The organism is Klebsiella sp. Sb-30 (genome assembly GCF_057652795.1).
Genome location: NZ_CM172749.1, coordinates 2,818,734 through 2,836,519, shown reverse-complemented (window position 1 = coordinate 2,836,519; position 17,786 = coordinate 2,818,734). Strand labels below are relative to the sequence as shown.

Sequence of the window (17,786 nt, the reverse complement as noted above, 5' to 3'; positions counted from 1 at the left end):
CCCTGTTTATCGCAAAACATTGTCGTTCTGTAGGGCGCTGGCAGAGTGTAATAGCATCCGAATGGTTATTTATTCTGTTTTTGTGCTATATTTTCAGTTTATAATTTAATTTATACAGATTATGTCAGACAAATATATTGCGTACCGCATTTTACTCGCGACCATAGTGATGGCTATGCCAATCCTTTCATCAGGCGCAGGCGCGGACAATGCTGAATACACGGAAAAAAGGCGACTCAACTGCATGTTGGTGGATCAAAACATCATCCTGGCTGATAGTCCTGCCATCGGCAGCTTTTCAGCGGGGTGGCTGCGGCGAATTGACACGACATGGCAGCAATTTGCATCGATCGAGATAGATGGCTGGTATGTAAGAGCTTATGGCGCCGACAATTTTAGCGATGCGGAAGGAACCATCTATGCCAAAGACCTGGACCAATCCGAAGTTCTCTTCAACCGCAAAAATGGCGTCGCCACCATCTCCTTTCCTCTACAGGATGGGCGTACTATGCTTAAAAAATGGCGTTGTGATACAGGACCTGATATCACTAAATAACCGATAGCAAAAAACAGCTTCAAGGAAGATAACCTATTGTTTATAATGGATTAGGGTTGGCTTTCGGCTAACGCGGGACAACCCTTACGCTATACGACATCGTGAAATTCAAGGAGAGTTGACCAATGAAAAGCGAAGAGCTGACTCGTAAAGCTGAAGAAGAGATCTCGGCGCTGATTAGCAAAAAGATTGCAGAACTGCGCAAGAAAACGGGGCAAGAAGTCTCTGAAATTGAGTTTGTTGCTCATGAAACCATGTCGGGTCTTGACGGATACGACGTCAGAATCAAGCTGATGTGAAAGATAAAGGTCGCCGGGGCGGCCTTTTTTATGCCCGCTGCTGCGGATGGCACAACCTTCAGAGGCCGGCCGTGAGTATGAGGCGGTGGCCGGGTGACGCTGATGGCGCGATCGCGAGCTTGTAACGGACGGGATAGTCACTCATCGAGTGCATTAGCTTGCTAATAGTCACAATGGCAGTAATTGCTAAAACAGAGACAGCGAAATATGAGAATATTCTCATGCCCCTTCAAGAGCTAAGCCAATGAGTGCCGGAGATAAGCGCCGGGTGGGGCGCGTAACCTCCTGTCAGCGTGGAGAGACAGAGAGCGAATCCAGATGATATATCCGCTGCTGCGGCAATCCACAATAAAACCCCTGTACTGAATACAGGGGTTTTTTGTTGCTGTGTACAACGTCGGCACAATAGGTGAGAGAAGGGCGCAGAGAGGGCGGAACGATCTATTTCCCGCATAAACTATAGTGTTATTTATCGCGCATGAAGTTGCAGTGAGCAAAACGTTTGTGGCCTATTCGCACGATGTTGTCACGCGCGCGTCGTGCTATCGCTTTGATTTTTTGGTCGGTAAACCAGACTGACGACGGTCGCGAATGTAAGAGACCAGATTATACGCTGCAATTACCAGCAATAGCAGTGCCACAATAAGCACAATAATTCCAGACATGTACCACCCCAAAATAAATGAGTAAAAACAAAAAAGGTCAAAATATGCAGTTAAAATGTAATTTCTAAAGGGTGATAACGCAAATGATATTTACTGATAAGTGCATTGTCAGTCACTGTTGAAAAGACAGGGTTGATTTAATTATTTGTTATTAATCAATGTATTGGTGTGTTTTTTCTTGCTGGTTTTTTGGGCTGGCGTTTAAGTTGTTCCGCATTTTTAGTCAACTTCCTATAGGTTTTTTTATTATCCATCATTAATTTACCGTATAATTTATGATGTTTTTTAGGTTTGTTCTTATACACTATTTTTATTATTCATCGAACTCTTCGGAACCTCATGTAAGGTATCAGACAGTTATTTTCTTTTTAATTTCACCTGACCAGATTGTTTTCATAGAGGAAATGACGACAAATTGTTCATATTGTCCAGTAACCTGCAGAGATGAAAGGGGGAGAATGAAGGGATATCCGCGGAGGCATCTTTTTGTTCCGCGACATTTTGTTCCACTACATGGTGTAGAAAAATGCTAAGAAACGCTGTCTGGCCGCGGCGGCCTGGGGGTAAAAGGATGCTTGAGGTTTGACTTTACAGGCTGGCTCATGCGAACATTTGTCATAATTTGTTACTTCGACGTTGATCTTGTTTTGAAAAAAATAGCTTTTTTTCTGTCAGTGGCCTGCGCCACGGCAATTCTGTATGGCAATTTACCTGCCCGGCGTATTAGCCTGTGTGAACAGCAGGGGGTCAGCGAATCCGTCTGTACGGCGGCTGAGTGGGATAATGAAAAAGTTAATCTGCTGCCTGGCTATGACCCTGAATATATGAAGGCTAATGCCGAGCTTCAGGCTCAGACCCGCGCGGATAAAACCGTCGCGATTAAAGCGTAAAAAAGCAGCCCGCAGAGGCTGCTTTTTTAGGTTTCTTTGCTGAATAAAATCACTAAAACCAACCAAAACGAACAGATAACAGGCTGATAAGCGCGAAAGCTACGCCGACATTAATCAGAATTACGGTTTTGCTGGAAACATCCATAACGCCACCTTTATGAGTAAGCCTCTACAGGTATAGTACGAGGCGAAAGGAAGTGCTATCAGACAAGGATGAATTGGTTGTTTTCCGCTGATTAAGCGTGCGATTCATTGTGTGATTTTGCGGACTGTGTCGCACTTCTGCTGCCACGCATCTCCGTATCATAATGGGGCTTATCAGGGAAGGAAGAAGAATGACCTTATACCAGAAAATGCTGGTTTTTTATGCAGTTATGGGATGTATTTGTGCAATCATTAGCTGGTTTCTGACAAAAGAGAGCCGTTTGATTCGCCTGCTGGCCGCTCTGTTGATCGGCGCCACCTGGCCGTTTAGCTTTCCGATGGCGCTGCTGGTCTCTTTATTCTGACAGCATAAAGCGATGGCAACCGCCACAATATTGCTGTATAAAAACACAGTAACTGTTGGCGGGGCAACCTTATGAAGCGCTATTTTTCCTCATTCGCGGGCGCGAACGTGCGCTGGTTTGATTTCCCAGGGCACGGCGACCCGGTGGTCTTTATTCACGGGCTGGGTTGTGCATCCTCTTATGATTATCCCGGCGTAGCGACCGATCCGGCTTTTTCCGGCCGGCGGGCTCTGCTGATCGATCTGCCGGGCTTTGGCTATAGCGACAGGCCCGGCTCTTTTAGTTACGGTATCGCTGAACAGGCGCGGGTTGTTGTGGAGTGGCTTGACAGTCTGCAGCTGACCCGCTGCTCACTGTTCGGGCATAGCATGGGCGGCAGTATTGCCATTGAAGCGGCGGAGCTTCTGGGCCGTCGCGTCCAGGCTCTGCTGGTCTCCGAACCTAATCTTTATGCCGGCGGCGGCATGTACAGTCGGGCTATCGTCGCCCAGCCGGAAGCCGAGTTTGTCGCCCGCGGCTTTGCCGATCTGCTGGCAGCGGAAACGTCTCCCTGGAGCGGGTGTCTGCAAAACAGCGCCCCCTGGGCAGTATGGCGAGGAGCCAGCAGCCTGGTCGACGGGGCGTCGCCGTCCTGGTTCGCCCGCTTTCAGCAATTATCCTGCCGCAAGGCGCTGATTTACGGTGAGCTGTCGCTCCCGGCTCAGGAAGCTGACGACGTTGTCGCCGTCGGTATTCCGCTGCTGGTGGTGCCGGATGCGGGCCACTCTATGGCCTGGGAGAATCCCGTTGCCCTGGCCGATTGCATGGCGCAATTCTTCGGGGGTACGCAGGCGGACGGCTAAATATCGCCGTGATCACTTGTTTGCCCGACCGCGCGGAGGACGGAACCGCCAGCCGTGGCTTGCGAAGACGCTGGCGTGTAGCGGGACTAACTTTCTCGGCCCGGTTGGCAGGAGATGCGCTGGTTAAAGATCAGCATCTTTCGTTGTGGCGCGCTGTCGTCACGGCGTTGCGACCGTTCCGCGGTTAGCCTTCCCCGGAACGGCAGCGCAATGGGGCTGTTTTAAACTGGTGATGAGAATCGGCAACCGGCAGATCCGCTGATTAAAACGGCAGTTCGCGCGGGCTGGTCTGCAGCGTTATCCAGCGCAGTTCGGTAAATTCAGCAACACCTGCGCGGCCACCAAAGCGTCCGTAGCCGGAAGCTTTGCAGCCGCCAAACGGCATCTGCGCTTCATCGTGCACGGTGGGGCCATTAATGTGGCAAATGCCGGTTTGCAATCTCTGGGCAACATTCCACGCCCGGGCGGTGTCGCGACTGTATACCGCCGAGGAGAGTCCGTATTCACTTTCGTTGGCTACCGTCAGCGCCTCCTGCTCATCCTGCACCCGGATAATGGCTTTTACCGGGCCAAAGGACTCCTCCTGCCATATCCGCATGCTGCGGGTCACCCCATCAAGCAACGTGGCGCGCATCTGGGTTGTGTCGGCTTTACCACCGGTTAAAAGCCGGGCCCCTTTTGCCAGCGCGTCGTCAATCAGCGCATTGCAGCGTGTAACGGTCTTCATATCGACAACCGGCCCCATCAGCCCTGCGGGCAACGTTGCCGCGCGGCGGCTGAGCAGGGCGATAAAGGCATCGGCTATCGATTCGTCGACGATAATGCGCTCGGTCGACATACAGATCTGCCCGGCGTTAGCGAATGAGCCAAAGAGGGCTCCGGCCGCCGCTTGTTCGAGATCGGCATCATCGAGGACCAGCAGCGGCGCTTTGCCGCCCAGTTCAAGCACTGCCGGTTTCAGGTACTGTCCGCAGGTGCGGGCGATAATGCGTCCGACCGGCGTAGAGCCGGTAAAGTTAACGCGGCGTACTGCCGGATGGGCGATAAGCGACTCCACCAGCGCGGGCGCATCTTCCGGCGCGCAGGTGAGATAGTTCACGACACCGTCCGGTAATCCCGCCGCAGCCAGGGCATCAATAATCAACGCCTGACTGGCGGGCGACATCTCGGCTCCTTTGAGGATCACCGTATTCCCGCAGGCTAACGGAGTTGCAATCGCGCGCGTGGCGAGGATCAGCGGCGCATTCCACGGCGCCATCCCCAGTACCACTCCAGCACCCTGACGGACGGCCATAGCCAGATTGCCCGGTACATTCGACGGAATAATCTGCCCTTCAATCTGGGTGGTGAGGGCGGCGGCTTCCCGCAAAATGTCGGCGGCGAGATGAACGTTAAAACCCGCCCAGTGCGCCGTCGCGCCCGTCTCAGCCGACATTGCGGCGATGAATTTTGCCTCACGTTGCTGCATTTGCTCCGCCGCCTCCAGCAGCAGGCGGCGACGTTCGGCGGGGGCCGTGTCACGCCATTGCGGGAAGGCGGCAGCGGCGGCCTCGACGCAGCGCCGGGCGTCGGCCAGGCTCGCAGCCGATGCGGTGGAAGCCGGCTGTTCGCTGAGCGGATTGGTGCGGGTAAAAGTGGCCTGGCCTTCAGCATCATGCCACTGGCCATCGGTATATAAGTTGCAGGTAATTGTCATGGGAAAACCTCGTTGGGTTGTGTTCTGCGGTTTTCCGAGTGTATCGGGCGACGGGAGCGCATGGGACAGGCAGGGCGGTTATCGCACGTTTTTTTTCTGGTTTTATAGGCAGTTCACAACTTCAGCAGGTTGGCCCGGACTGGAGAATAAATCGGCGAAAACAGCGCTTTCAGCATAACCTGATACCGATTGATTATTTGCCGGTTGCATGCCGCTGTGCTGTTATTAGAGCACTTATAACAAATTGATAAGGTTTATAACCATGTCTACAGGGAAAACGTTAATTGCGCTGGCGTTAAGCGCCTGGTTGCCGGCTGGCGCCGCGTGGGCGGCCGGTAACGATACGCTGATCTATTGCTCCGAAGCATCGCCGGAATCATTTAACCCGCAGATTGCCAGCTCCGGCCCCTCGTTTGTGGCCAGCTCGCAGGTGCTGTATAACCGCCTGATCACCTTTGATCCGCTTAAAAACACACCGATCCCTTCATTGGCCACCGCGTGGACGGTATCGCCAGATGGCAAGACCTGGACCTTTACCCTGCGTAAAGGAGTGAAGTTCAACAGCAATAAGTACTTTACCCCGAGCCGCGATTTTAACGCCGATGACGTTCTGTTCTCCGTCCTGCGTCAACAGGATGCGAAACATCCGTACCATAACGTTTCGCAGGGCAACTATGAATATTTTCATGATGTCGGGCTGGATAAGCTGATTAAAGAGGTGAAAAAGGTCGATGATTATCATGTCCAGTTCGTACTGAGCGAGCCGAATGCTGCCTTCCTTGCCGACTGGGGAATGGATTTTGCCTCAATACTCTCCGCGGAATACGCCGATGCCATGATGAAGAAAGGCACGCCGGAGTATGTTGATACCTGGCCTGTCGGGACCGGCCCGTATGCGCTTCAGCAGTATAAAGTCGATTCGCTTATCCGCTACATTGCTAACCCGCATTATTGGGAAGGCGAGGTGCCGACAAAACATCTGATCTTCTCCATCACCCCGAATGTCGAGACTCGCCTGGCGAAGCTGCAAACCAACGAATGTCAGATTATCCCGGCGCCGTCGCCGGTGCAGTTCGCCGCGATCAAGGGCAATAAAGATCTGGCGCTGCAGGCTGTTGAAGCGTTGAACGTCGGCTATCTGGCGTTTAATACCGAGAAAAAACCGTTTGATAACGTGCTGGTACGTCAGGCGCTGAACTACGCCACCGACAAACAGGCAATCGTCAAAGCGGTATTTATGGATTCGGGCGCGGTAGCCAAATCTCCGCTGCCGGCGAATATGCTCGGTTATAAGAAAGATCTGCCGGATTACGACTACGATCCGCAAAAGGCGAAAGCGCTGCTGAAGCAGGCCGGGCTGGAAAAAGGGGCGGAGGTGACCTTGTGGTCGATGCCGGTACAGCGCCCCTACAACCCCAATTCGCGCCGCATTGCCGAAATGATTCAGAACGACTGGAGCAAAGTGGGCATCAAAGCCAAAATCGTCACGTATGAGTGGGGGGAATATCTCTCCGGCATGCGCAAAGGCGAACACGACAGCGCCCTGTTTGGCTGGATGTCGGACAATGGCGACCCGGACAACTTTGCCGGGACATTGCTGAGCTGTGATAATATCAAGACCGGTTCCAACGTTGCCCGCTGGTGCGATAAGTCGTATGACGCGCTGGTCAAAAAAGCGATCCTGGTCAGCGATCCGCAGCAACGCGCCGCGCTGTATGGTCAGGCGCAAGAGATCTTTTATCAGCAGGCGCCATGGATCACCCTGGCGACCGGGAAAACCTACTACGCCACGCGCAGCAACGTTAGCGGGTATAGCGTGAGCCTGATGGGGAGCGATTTTTCGAAGGTCAAATTGAACTAAGCCGAAAGGAGCACATATGGCACATCTGGATGACGTTATCGCCCGCGTCGATGCGGCGATCGCCGAAGGGGTGATTACTCACATGAATGAACTGCTGGTGGCGCTGAGCGATGATGCTGAGCTGAGCCGCGACGAACGCTATACCCAGCAGCAGCGTTTACGCACCACGATTGCCCACCACGGCCGTCAGCAGCATGAAGAGCAGGAAACGCGCCGCGAGCAGTTGAATAAAGGCGGCGCCATTCTCTGATATTGCGCGCTAAAACTGGCGTCTGGCTACCAGCCAGGCGCCTGCCACCAGCATAACCGCGCCGCACAGCGGCCCCAGCAACGCCCGCCACGGCACGCCGTGCGCGCGAATGATATCCAACACGAGTCCCCCCACCAGCTGGCTGGCAATCAGCACCGCAATCGTCGTGGCGGCACCAACGTTCTGATAGCCACTGATGCTGGCGAAGACAAAAAACGATCCCAGCAATCCTGGAATGAGCGTCCACCATTTTATGCTGAGCGCCAGCTCCTGAAAGCCCGCAGCACCGTGGCGCAGGAGCAGGATGGTAACGAAAATCACAATCCCCACCAGCGAGTTCAGCAGCATCGCAATGAGTATTGTGGAGGCGGACTGCGTAATACGCACCATCAGCGTATTTTGCACGACCAGTCCGACGCCGGCGGCAATCAGACAGGCGAGGGTCAGCGAAGCGTTCATGCGCTGGCGTCCGGATCGCGACGATCGTCGAGCTGGAGCTGCATAAAGGTCAGATCCAGCCAGCGGCCAAATTTTGTGCCGACCTGCGGCATCTGTCCGGTGGTCACAAACCCGAGCGTTTCGTGCAGATGCAAAGAGGCCTGGTTTTGCGCTTCGATACCGGCCACCATGACATGTTTGTTCAGGCGACGGGCCTCCTTAATCAGCGCCACCAGCAGGCTGCGGCCTAATCCTTTACCCTGATGATCGGGGTGGACGTAGACCGAATGTTCGACGGTATGGCGAAAGCCGTCAAATGCGCGCCAGTCGCCAAACGAAGAATAGCCGCTCACGACGCCGTTTTCTTCGCTCACCAGGACCGGATAGCCTGCCAGCTGACGCGCTTCAAACCAGGCGATGCGATTATCGGTATCGACGGTTTTGTCATTCCAGATGGCGGCAGTGTGCAGCACCGCGTGGTTGTAAATTTCGGCAATCGCCGCGCAATCTTCTTTGCAGGCATAACGAATGGTCATAGCAAACCTCAACTCAATATCCGTACACTATAGTAGTACGGTATTATTACAATAATGTACGCGACGCTGTCATCTGTTTTAGCAAGAAATTTATCATGGCCTGTCGTCTGCGTGCAGGTATATCGGGGGTGAGGTGGCCAGACGAGACGACGCGGGTTTTGCCTGAGGTCGCCTTGTTTGAGATTAATTCATACACTATAGTACTACGCTATGAATACTATTGAAGACAATATGAATCAGCGCATTAGCGCACGTATCCGCATCGAGCGCGAATCTCGCGGCTGGTCGCTCAGCGAACTGGCCGAGCGCGCCGGCGCCTCACGCGCCATGATCCACAAGATCGAACGCGGCGAGAGTAGTCCGACGGCATCGATGCTGGGGCGGCTGTCCGGCGCTTTTGGCATTAGTATGTCGACGCTGATTGCCCGAGCGGAGATGCAGGAAGGTAAACTGCTGCGCTTTGCCCAGCAGCCGGTATGGCGCGATCCGCAAAGCCACTATTTACGGCGTCACGTTTCGCCGCGCAGCGATCTGCCTATCGATCTGGTGCAGGTGGAGCTGCCGGCGGGTAGCGATGTACCGATGCCCGCAGCCTCCTACGCGCTGGCGCGTCAGCTGATCTGGTTGCAACAGGGGGAGCTGGTTTTTGTCGAGGGCGCGACCCGGCATGAGATGCGAGCCGGCGATTGTCTCGAACTGGGGCCGCCTAACGACTGCCGTTTTATCAATGAATCCAGCACATCCTGCACCTATCTGGTCGTGCGATTAAATCAATCTGCCTCATAATGCCAATGTGCGCGGCGGCAATTGCGACTAGCCTCAGTACAGGTCCTAAACAAGAGGAGTTTGCTATGGCTTTTCATCCGCAACGTCACCGCCGCTGGGTGCTGGCTTCTCGCCCGCACGGCGAGCCGACAGGGGATAATTTCCGTCTGGAAGAGAGCGAGGCCCCGACGCCGGGTCCCGGGCAGGTGCTTCTGCGCACGGTTTATCTCTCGTTAGATCCCTACATGCGCGGGCGCATGAGCGATGCGCCGTCCTACTCGCCGCCGGTTGCCATCGGCGCCGTGATGGTCGGTGGAACGGTGAGTCGCGTTGAAGCGTCTGACCACGCTGACTTTACACCGGGAGAGTGGGTGCTGAGCTCCGGCGGCTGGCAGGATTTTGAACTCTCCGATGGCAACGGGCTGGTGAAGCTGGGTGAACATCCGCAACACCCCTCGTGGGCGCTCGGCATCCTTGGGATGCCTGGTTTTACGGCCTATATGGGGCTGCTGGATATCGGTCAGCCGAAGGCGGGAGAAACGCTGGTGGTGGCCGCGGCCACCGGGCCGGTTGGCGGTACGGTCGGCCAGATCGCGAAGCTAAAAGGCTGCCGTACGGTAGGGATTGCCGGGGGCAGTGAGAAATGCCGCTACGCGGTCGAGACGCTGGGCTTTGACGTCTGCCTCGATCATCGCGCGCCGGATTTTGCCGAACAGCTGGCGCAGGCCTGCCCGCAGGGCATTGACGTTTACTATGAAAACGTCGGCGGCAAGGTGTTTGATGCCGTGCTGCCGCTACTCAATACCTCGGCGCGGGTACCGGTGTGCGGCCTGGTCAGCGGGTATAATGCGACCGGACTGCCGGAGGGGCCGGATCGTCTGCCGCTATTGATGGCGACGCTGCTGAAAAAACGGATCCGGATGCAGGGCTTTATTATCGGTCAGGACTACGGGCATCGTATTGCCGAGTTCCAGGAGGAGATGGGGCGCTGGGTACGGGAAGGCAAAATCAAGTACCGCGAGCAGCTTGTTGATGGCCTGGAGCGTGCGCCCAATGCGCTGATTGGTCTGCTGAAGGGCGAAAACTTCGGCAAAGTCGTGGTCCGGGTTTCACCCGACGAATAGGTCTTATGCCCCGGCGGCAGAGCGCCGGGGCGAGGATCGGCCAGGCACCAGAAATGGCGCGCCCCATCCGGGTTTTTCCTTAACTCACCTCTTTGTTAAATATCCTGCCTTACCTTTCTTCCGCGACCGTGAATACGTTACTTCAGTGGCTAACCGTAACGCGCCATGCCTGTTTTTTCAGATGAGTACGGATGCACAATATTGAATTTTTAATGGACATTTAATTACAAAATATTACATTTAATGTCGCAACATTTCAAAAAATGGAGTTTTTGATGCTGACATTATTGCCTGCCGCTCGCCGTCTTTGGTTTTTTGTTGCACCGTTACTCATGCCTTTTACTCTGTTTGCGGCCCCTTTGAGTCCGGCCGACCAGAGCGCTATTGAGCAACAGCAGAAGGCTCTGCTGGACCATACTCAGCAGCAGCGAGAGGCGCTCCGAAACAGCACGTCCATACAGCTTTCCCCGGATAAGAGTTTGTCGGTTGAAAAAGGTCCATGTTTTGCTATTAAGCAAATCCGCCTGCTGGGCAGCACGGCTCTACCTCGCGATGCGCAGAAGACGCTGACATCAGCGCCGGCAAAAGGATGTTTGTCCCTGCAGGAAATTCAGCTGCGCGTCCGCGATATCACTCAGGCCTATCTCTCCCGCGGTTTCATTACCTCCCACGCCTGGCTGCCGGAACAGGATATTTCTGGTGGGCTTCTACTGATTGAAGTTACTGAAGGAAAAGTGGAAAGCATCACTCTTGCCGGCAGCCAGGATAATGCCCTCAGAATGGCGTTCCCGCAGGCCGAAGGTCGGATTCTGAATCTGCGGGACCTTGAGCAGGGACTTGACCAGCTTAATCGCCTGCGTTCCAGGACCCTGACCATAGATATTCTTCCCGGGAGTAGAGAGGGGTTTTCCCGGGTAGAGCTGATCGCAACTGACTATCATTTGCCGGTGAGCCTGAGCTTAGGGGCTGATAATAGCGGGCAAAAAAGCACCGGCAGCAGACAGATGAATGCGCAGCTGACCGTAGATAATCCGCTCAGCCTGGCGGATCAATGGATGCTATCCGCAGGCAGGGACAGCGAGTTTCACCACGACCGCCGCAGCCGTAACCTTCAGGCCGGAGTCTCAGTACCTTACGGATACTGGTTGTTCAGCGCGCAATACGGCTGGTCCGATTTTTATCAAACGTTATCCGTTGGCGATTCTAGCTCTCGCTGGCGGTACGACGGGAACGTCCAGACCCAGCGTCTGGCGGTTAGCCGAACGCTTTGGCGTGACGGGAAACAGCGGATGGCGCTGGATATGGCCTTTTCTCGCCGGGAAACTGAGAATCGCCTGGGAGACGTACGTCTCGGCGTCAGCAGTCCAACGCTGACCAGCGTAATAGCCGGGCTCAGCTACAGTCGTACTCTCGGTAATGGCTACCTGACGGTCGGCCCGTCGCTTTCACATGGCCTGAGCCTCGCCGGAGCTACCCGCGACGACCCCGCTCATCCTGAGCTACCGCGCAGTGAATTCCGCCGTTTTAGCCTGAGCGCCAGCTGGTTTTATCCCCTCACGCCCTCTTTGTACTGGCTGACGTCCGCATACGGACAAACCACGCCCGATCGCCTTTACGCCAGCGAGCAGCTGTCCGTTGGCGGGCAGTACTCGGTCAGAGGATTTAAAGAACAGTATCTCAGCGGCAACCGCGGCGGCTACTGGCGCAATGAACTGACATGGCAATGGATGACCATTCCTGGCGTCGGCACGTTGTCAGCCACGGGGGCGCTGGATACCGGGCATGTGGTGAGCCAGAAAGGGATAACCGATGGCGGCACGCTGACGGGGACCTCCCTCGGACTGGAGCTGGCAGGCCGCTGGCTCAGCCAGTCTTTGACCTTTGCCATGCCGCTATCGTATCCCGACCGACTTAACCCCGATAAACAGGTGGTTTACTGGCAGGCCACCGTTTCACTTTAACTGCCGGCACACAGCAGGGGCCCTTTGGCTCCACAATAAAAGGATGTTCAGATATGGATAAGCTTGCCCATCCGCTGGCCAGGGGCGCCAGCTGGCTGTTGATCTACCTTACCGCCGTTCAGCCTTTACATCCCGCAATTGCCGCCGGCATCGTTGCAGCTAACGGGAATACTCAGGTTGTCATCAAGCCCGGTAACGTTCCGGTGGTGAATATCGCCACGCCAAACGGTGCCGGCATTTCACACAACACCTATCAGGATTTCAACGTGGGGGCCCCCGGTGCCGTGTTAAATAACGCGACGCAGGGCGGAAAAACCCAGCTGGGCGTCACCATTGACAACGGTAACAGCAGATTAAAAGGCAAACCGGCTGAACTCATTATCAACGAGGTGACCAGCGGCAACCGCTCAGAGTTAAAAGGCAAGCTGGAAGTTTTTGGTAATAAAGCTGGCGTAATGATAGCCAACCCGAACGGTATTACCTGCGATGGTTGCGGATTTATTAACGCGCCTTCGGTTACCCTGAGCACCGGCAAACCGCAGTTCGATAAACAAGGGGCGCTGGATGCATTAGCCGTTAAGAAAGGCTCAGTGATTATCGGTAGCAAGGGCCTCGACGGAAATAGCGCGGAGTATGTTGATATTATCAGCCGGGCAACTGAGCTGAATGGAAAAATTAACGCGAAAACCCTCACCATGACCCTGGGGGCGAACCAGGTCAGTTTTAAAGATGGCACGGTAAAACCTGTTGCCGGGGAGGGGGCGAAACCTCAGCTGGCGGTTGATACGAAGGCGCTGGGCGGTATGTACGCCGGGAAAATTCGTCTTGTCGCCACCGAAGACGGGGTGGGGGTTAATCTGAACAGCGTTACCTCAACCCAGCGGGATATATCCCTGACGGCGGCCGGAAAAATCACCCTCAGCAACGTCAAATCGCAGACAGACCTGAACGTCAGCGGCCGGGAGATCGTCACACCAGCCGGAAGCAGCGTACGGGCAGAGCGCGATATGACGCTGGCGGCCACAACAGTGGATAACCGCAGCAGTACCACGGCTCACGGGGATATGCGGGTGTTTGCCTCCACGGTGCGTAACACCGGCGAGGGGGCGGCCCTGCACAGCAACAACAATCTGTGGATACAGAAGGATGCGCAGGGTAATAAAGCGACTCTGGTGGAGAACCGTTCAGCCAGAATCCAGACGAATAGCGGCGATCTAGTTATACGAACCAATGAACTCAGCAATGTGCGCGATGTTTTGACCATAGTGTCACAGTCTGAAGCAGTAGACAGTGAAGGCATGAGAATTTATGGTGTACTTTTCAATGCGCATAAAAACGGTGATATAAAAAATCGACAAGATCTTTATCAGGAGGATTATGCGAAGCGGGAAAAATGGATGTTACCCTGCAATTCGGTTGAGGAATGCACATACGTCACTCGCAATATCGACAGATGGATACCTGATGAACGTACTCGCACTTTAGTTAAAATGAGTACGCCTGAGGCAGTTATTGACTCAGGTAAAAATAGCTTCATCAATGCTGATTCATTACGGAACAATGCCAGTATCCTTAAAGCTAAGGGTGACATGATCCTGACAGGGAAAACATTTGTTTCCACGAGTCATTCTGTAGGGATCAAAGAACGATTCAATAAATTCATTCCGGATACTGAAGCCTATAAGCAATATGATAAGTTGGGTTGGCCTTATCCTCCGATGAGTTATCTTGATACCGGTGAAAAAGGATATAGCTGGAGCCCACAAAGTTATTTAGCCAGTAAAGTTGTTACTGGCGGAAATTTTGTGGCCGACTTTTCCGATCGCATTGAGAGTAATGAACCTTATAACACCAGTGTGCAGTATTCCGGTGTGATGTCGCGCCCGGATACCATTACGGCGAAAAATATTTTCCTGCATGCAGGGCAAATTATCACCACCGATGTGATGAAAGCCGCCGGAGACATCACCCTTCAGTCAGAAAAAGGTATCAAAGTCGCACTGGCACTATTGACGGCCGGGAAGGATCTTTCCGTCGTGACGGGCGGAACTGTGGAGGCCTGGCAAAGTGAACTCAAGGGACAGAATATTACTCTCGTCAGCCGTACTGGCGACGTGAACTCCCATACCAGTGAACAGCCGAATTATTTCCATGCCGATGGCGTCCGTTGGCTAGGGAGTATTGAAGCCAGTAAGGATCTGTCAATTTCTGCTGGTGGCAATATTCTGCTGAGGAATACGCGTCTTCCGGTTCAGAGTCAGAACATTTCTCTGGTTGCCGGCGGATATGTCACGCTGGATAAAAATGAAGCGATGCTGGACCATATGCGCCCGGGCTATAACCTGACCCGGGAACGCAAACAGGAGCTGTTTAACCTAATGTTACCCGCGGATTCATTGCGCGCCTCGGGTGATATTACGCTTAGCGGAAAACATCTGTATCTCAATGGCGCCAGTCTTGACGCCGGGGGCAATATTAGTCTCACGTCAGGCGCAAATACTGACCTGAATATGCGGATCCTCAGCGACCGTTACAGCGATTTATTCCCGGACAACCGTATACCCGAGTTACGCAGCCGCCTGAAAGCCGGGGGTAACCTGCTCATTAGCTCAGCGGCAGATATCGGCCTGCAGGGGGCAGATATTTCGGCCGGGAAAGCGGCAACCTTACAGGCGGGGAGGCTTATCTGGCTGGGAGCATACGGCTATGGCGTGACGGACAGCGGCAATGACAATAACCGGGATGAGCTTAATGTATTGACCCGTCTGCACGGCGCGAAGGGTGTCACTCTGGCGGCAAACGGTGGTATTCAGGCTAACGGCAGCACCCTGACATCGAACGGTAATATCACGCTGACCTCCGGCGGGAATATGCAATTTCAGTCCGCGCGGGGGACCGTTTATCGGGAGTCCGGGAACACCTGGACGGAGACCGTCAGCCAGACCGGTGTGACACTTAATGCGGGTGGCGCCCTGACGGTGATTTCGGGCGGCAGTATTCTGTTCCAGGCATCTCGCCTGCTGGCGAAAGGCGCGATGGACGTGGCAGCGAAAGGCGGCTGGCTATATGCCCAGGCGATGGAAGAGTCCAGTCATTATGAGAAGCAAACCACCAAACGGAAATGGTGGGGACAGAAAACGACGGTTAAGCAGACAAAGCATACGACCACCAATCGGGTGACTGAGTTTACCGCCGGAGGCAATCTTAACCTGCTGAGTCGCGATGACAGTACCTATGAAGCCAGTAAAATCGAGGCGGGGAAAAATGCGACGCTGACCAGTACCAACGGAAAAGTCAACTTCCTGGCGGTGAAGAATACGACCTTCGAGCAGACCGTCAGCACCTCGAAAGGCTTTTATATTAAACAGGCAAATAAGGGTTATAGCGAAGGTAAATGGGTCCTGCCTTCCGTTTACGCCGGCGGTAAGCTGACGGTGGATGCGGCAAGCGGCATCAGTGCTGATGTTAAAACCAAAAATGGTCAGGCGCTGCAGGGAGCCATTACCGCCCTCGGCGTTCAGCCGGGCACCGAATGGCTAAAAGGGTTGAACACCCGTAATGACGTACAGTGGAATGTGGTCAAGGATGCCTACGACAGCTGGAACTATAAAAGCCAGAGTCTGAATCCGGCCGTTGCCGCGGTGATTGCGATAGCCGCGGCCGCGGTCACTGCAGGCACCAGTCTTGCGACGATAGCAGGCACCACTGCTGTTTCGGCAACCGGCGTTACGGGCGCAACGGCTTCCGCGGCAGTGTATGGTTCAGCCTATGCGGGTATGACATCCCTGGTTTCTCAGGCTGCCGTCGCGCTGGTTGAAAATCAGGGAAATCTGTCAAAAACTCTTAAAAGCCTTGGAAGCAGCAGCTCCGTTAAATCTCTGGCAACGTCTATGGCTATCGGCGGGGCGCTGGCTGGGTTTGATGAGGTGATGAACGTCAGCGTGGCGCCGGAAAAGGCACGGCTGCCGGCGCTGGTCAAAGATGAAGGGTGGAGCAAGATTACCCAGCGCGTTGCTGGACAATCGGTGATCAGCTCCAGCCTGAACACCGGCATCAATGGCGGCAGCTTTAAGGACAATCTGGTCAATGCTCTGCTATCGAATGTTGGTAATCAGGTTCAGGCCGAAGGCGCAGGGCTGATTGGGGATAATGGTGAAGTGTTAGGCGTGGCCGGGAAATCGGTCAGCCACGCGGTTCTGGCTGGCATCAGCGCGGAAATCGGGCGGGGTGACGGTAAAGGCGCGGCCGCTGGCGCCCTGGCAGCGGAGATGGCCGGCGTCATCATGCAAAGCTCGTTGTTCGAACCCGCTAATTTGAATGAGCAAGAGCGCCAGTTGCGGCGTCTGCAGGAAGCGCTAAACGGTAATGAGGCAAAAGAGCAAACGGCCCGCGTGATTGGCGCGTTGACCGGTGCGCTGACCACGCATACGCCCGAAGGCGCATATAGCGGTGCGGACAGCGCGCAAAATGTTTACCGCTACAATATGACGGAGCATATGTTGCAACAGTATGCCCTGGATAATCAGCGGGATATTCTGGCGGCAGATAAAGGGGATAAGGAGGCAGCTAAACGCGTCCAGGCCCGGCGGGAAGCAGCGATTATCGTGGCAGCTGCCAGCGGTGGAGGTATGGCACTGACCGCAGGTGGCATGACTCTGATTGGTGCTGCACCAGAGTTGGTTCTGGCGGCAAGGCTGGTCATCGCCGGTTGCAAAACCAACCCCGCGCTTTGCCTGAATCAGGCTGGTATTTATGCGGCAGATATTGTGGCACCAGAAGCGCTTATCGGTACCGGGGCCATTACCACTGCCAGTACGCTGATTATCGGGAAAACCGAAGACAGCTTGAAGAAGCTTTCGCGGCAGTTGGTGAAGGTCTATGATGAACTGAATATAACAAAAACATTAAATATTCAGCCTGTTGCCGGTTTCATTAAAGGCGAAACGGCTGCTGGTGCGAGTTTGTCAACGAAAACAGCAGATTATGTCCGCAATATCCAGAAAACCAATACTGACCAGTTAGTTAAAGTGTTTGATCCAAAACAGAGTAGCGATAAGCTCAATGTATTCGGGAAGGAGTTTGCGCAGGTGTTGGGTGATGGGGGAAGTAATAAGTACGGAACGACCAAGGTCTTTGCGACGGAAAAACTGTCTGAGCGGGATATCCTTAACTATGCACAATCACTAGCTGGAACAGTACCGCTACAAGAGCAGAAAACCCCATTAGGAATAGTTTATTATGCGAAGAAAGATGGAATGACTATCAATCTTAGGGATTTTTCCAGGAGCAAGGATGATACAAAAGCACGGTGGACCGTTGAAATTATAAAAAATGAACAACTCAATAATCTGCAGGGAAAAGTTAAAAAGCCGATTGAAATTAAATTTAGGTAAA

At 54.1% G+C, this 17,786-nt stretch carries 16 protein-coding genes; 11 read left to right on the top strand and 5 right to left on the bottom strand.

Features of this window, described 5'->3' with window-relative positions; translation table 11 throughout:
- Positions 1-169 precede the first annotated feature (169 nt).
- Positions 170-556 carry a hypothetical protein gene (locus AC236I_RS13305; RefSeq protein WP_214240855.1) on the top strand — a complete coding sequence of 129 codons (387 nt, stop codon included), beginning with the start codon at positions 170-172 and terminating at the stop codon, positions 554-556.
- Between the two features lie 125 nt (positions 557-681).
- Positions 682-855: a GnsA/GnsB family addiction module toxin gene (locus AC236I_RS13300; RefSeq protein ID WP_004861555.1), complete on the top strand. Its 174-nt coding sequence runs from the start codon at positions 682-684 to the stop codon at positions 853-855.
- Between the two features lie 542 nt (positions 856-1,397).
- Here AC236I_RS13300 and AC236I_RS13295 read toward each other — a convergent pair.
- A complete protein-coding gene (locus tag AC236I_RS13295; protein WP_086816685.1) occupies positions 1,398-1,520 on the bottom strand; it encodes a small membrane protein in 123 nt (40 codons plus the stop codon).
- Positions 1,521-2,167: 647 nt separating this feature from the next.
- On the opposite strand from AC236I_RS13295, the gene AC236I_RS13290 reads away from it, so the two are divergent.
- Positions 2,168-2,410, top strand: coding sequence for a hypothetical protein (locus tag AC236I_RS13290; protein ID WP_032717568.1), 243 nt, complete (start codon positions 2,168-2,170; stop codon positions 2,408-2,410).
- A 52-nt stretch (positions 2,411-2,462) separates the two neighbouring features.
- Here AC236I_RS13290 and yncL read toward each other — a convergent pair whose 3' ends face one another.
- On the bottom strand, positions 2,463-2,555 hold the full coding sequence (yncL, locus tag AC236I_RS13285; RefSeq protein ID WP_004861562.1) for a stress response membrane protein YncL: 93 nt from the start codon (positions 2,553-2,555) through the stop codon (positions 2,463-2,465).
- 190 nt (positions 2,556-2,745) lie between these two features.
- Here yncL and AC236I_RS13280 point away from each other — a divergent pair, with 190 nt between their 5' ends.
- Both AC236I_RS13280 and AC236I_RS13275 read left to right on the top strand, forming a co-directional pair.
- A complete protein-coding gene (locus AC236I_RS13280; protein WP_004861568.1) occupies positions 2,746-2,919 on the top strand; it encodes a GhoT/OrtT family toxin in 174 nt (57 codons plus the stop codon).
- 71 nt (positions 2,920-2,990) lie between these two features.
- Entirely contained in the window at positions 2,991-3,761 is a 771-nt protein-coding gene (locus tag AC236I_RS13275; protein ID WP_487608516.1) for an alpha/beta fold hydrolase, read from the top strand.
- A 262-nt stretch (positions 3,762-4,023) separates the two neighbouring features.
- Here the strand turns inward: AC236I_RS13275 and AC236I_RS13270 are convergent, their stop codons facing one another.
- Positions 4,024-5,457 (bottom strand): aldehyde dehydrogenase, encoded by a 1,434-nt coding sequence (locus tag AC236I_RS13270; protein WP_104896210.1) that lies wholly within the window; start codon positions 5,455-5,457, stop codon positions 4,024-4,026.
- A gap of 262 nt (positions 5,458-5,719) precedes the next feature.
- Between AC236I_RS13270 and AC236I_RS13265 the strand changes: the two genes are divergently transcribed.
- Together AC236I_RS13265 and AC236I_RS13260 are read left to right on the top strand one after the other, a co-directional pair.
- A complete protein-coding gene (locus AC236I_RS13265; RefSeq protein WP_134936607.1) occupies positions 5,720-7,318 on the top strand; it encodes an ABC transporter substrate-binding protein in 1,599 nt (532 codons plus the stop codon).
- 16 nt (positions 7,319-7,334) lie between these two features.
- Complete coding sequence (locus tag AC236I_RS13260; protein WP_004861582.1) at positions 7,335-7,568, top strand: YdcY family protein; 234 nt, start codon at positions 7,335-7,337, stop codon at positions 7,566-7,568.
- A gap of 9 nt (positions 7,569-7,577) precedes the next feature.
- Here AC236I_RS13260 and AC236I_RS13255 read toward each other — a convergent pair whose 3' ends face one another.
- Positions 7,578-8,027, bottom strand: a complete 450-nt coding sequence (locus tag AC236I_RS13255; RefSeq protein ID WP_044351008.1) for a DMT family transporter — start codon at positions 8,025-8,027, stop codon at positions 7,578-7,580.
- Entirely contained in the window at positions 8,024-8,542 is a 519-nt protein-coding gene (locus AC236I_RS13250) for a GNAT family N-acetyltransferase (RefSeq protein ID WP_048024282.1), read from the bottom strand. The genes AC236I_RS13255 and AC236I_RS13250 overlap by 4 nt, the downstream gene beginning before the upstream one ends.
- A gap of 210 nt (positions 8,543-8,752) precedes the next feature.
- Here AC236I_RS13250 and AC236I_RS13245 point away from each other — a divergent pair, with 210 nt between their 5' ends.
- The 4 genes from AC236I_RS13245 to AC236I_RS13230 all read left to right on the top strand — a co-directional run bounded on the left by AC236I_RS13245 (position 8,753) and on the right by AC236I_RS13230 (position 17,785).
- Entirely contained in the window at positions 8,753-9,328 is a 576-nt protein-coding gene (locus tag AC236I_RS13245) for a helix-turn-helix domain-containing protein (RefSeq protein ID WP_015584412.1), read from the top strand.
- A 65-nt stretch (positions 9,329-9,393) separates the two neighbouring features.
- On the top strand, positions 9,394-10,431 hold the full coding sequence (locus AC236I_RS13240; RefSeq protein WP_004861590.1) for an NADP-dependent oxidoreductase: 1,038 nt from the start codon (positions 9,394-9,396) through the stop codon (positions 10,429-10,431).
- 275 nt (positions 10,432-10,706) lie between these two features.
- Positions 10,707-12,392: a ShlB/FhaC/HecB family hemolysin secretion/activation protein gene (locus AC236I_RS13235; RefSeq protein WP_080965658.1), complete on the top strand. Its 1,686-nt coding sequence runs from the start codon at positions 10,707-10,709 to the stop codon at positions 12,390-12,392.
- Between the two features lie 53 nt (positions 12,393-12,445).
- On the top strand, positions 12,446-17,785 hold the full coding sequence (locus tag AC236I_RS13230; protein ID WP_487608515.1) for a DUF637 domain-containing protein: 5,340 nt from the start codon (positions 12,446-12,448) through the stop codon (positions 17,783-17,785).
- Position 17,786: the final 1 nt, after the last annotated feature.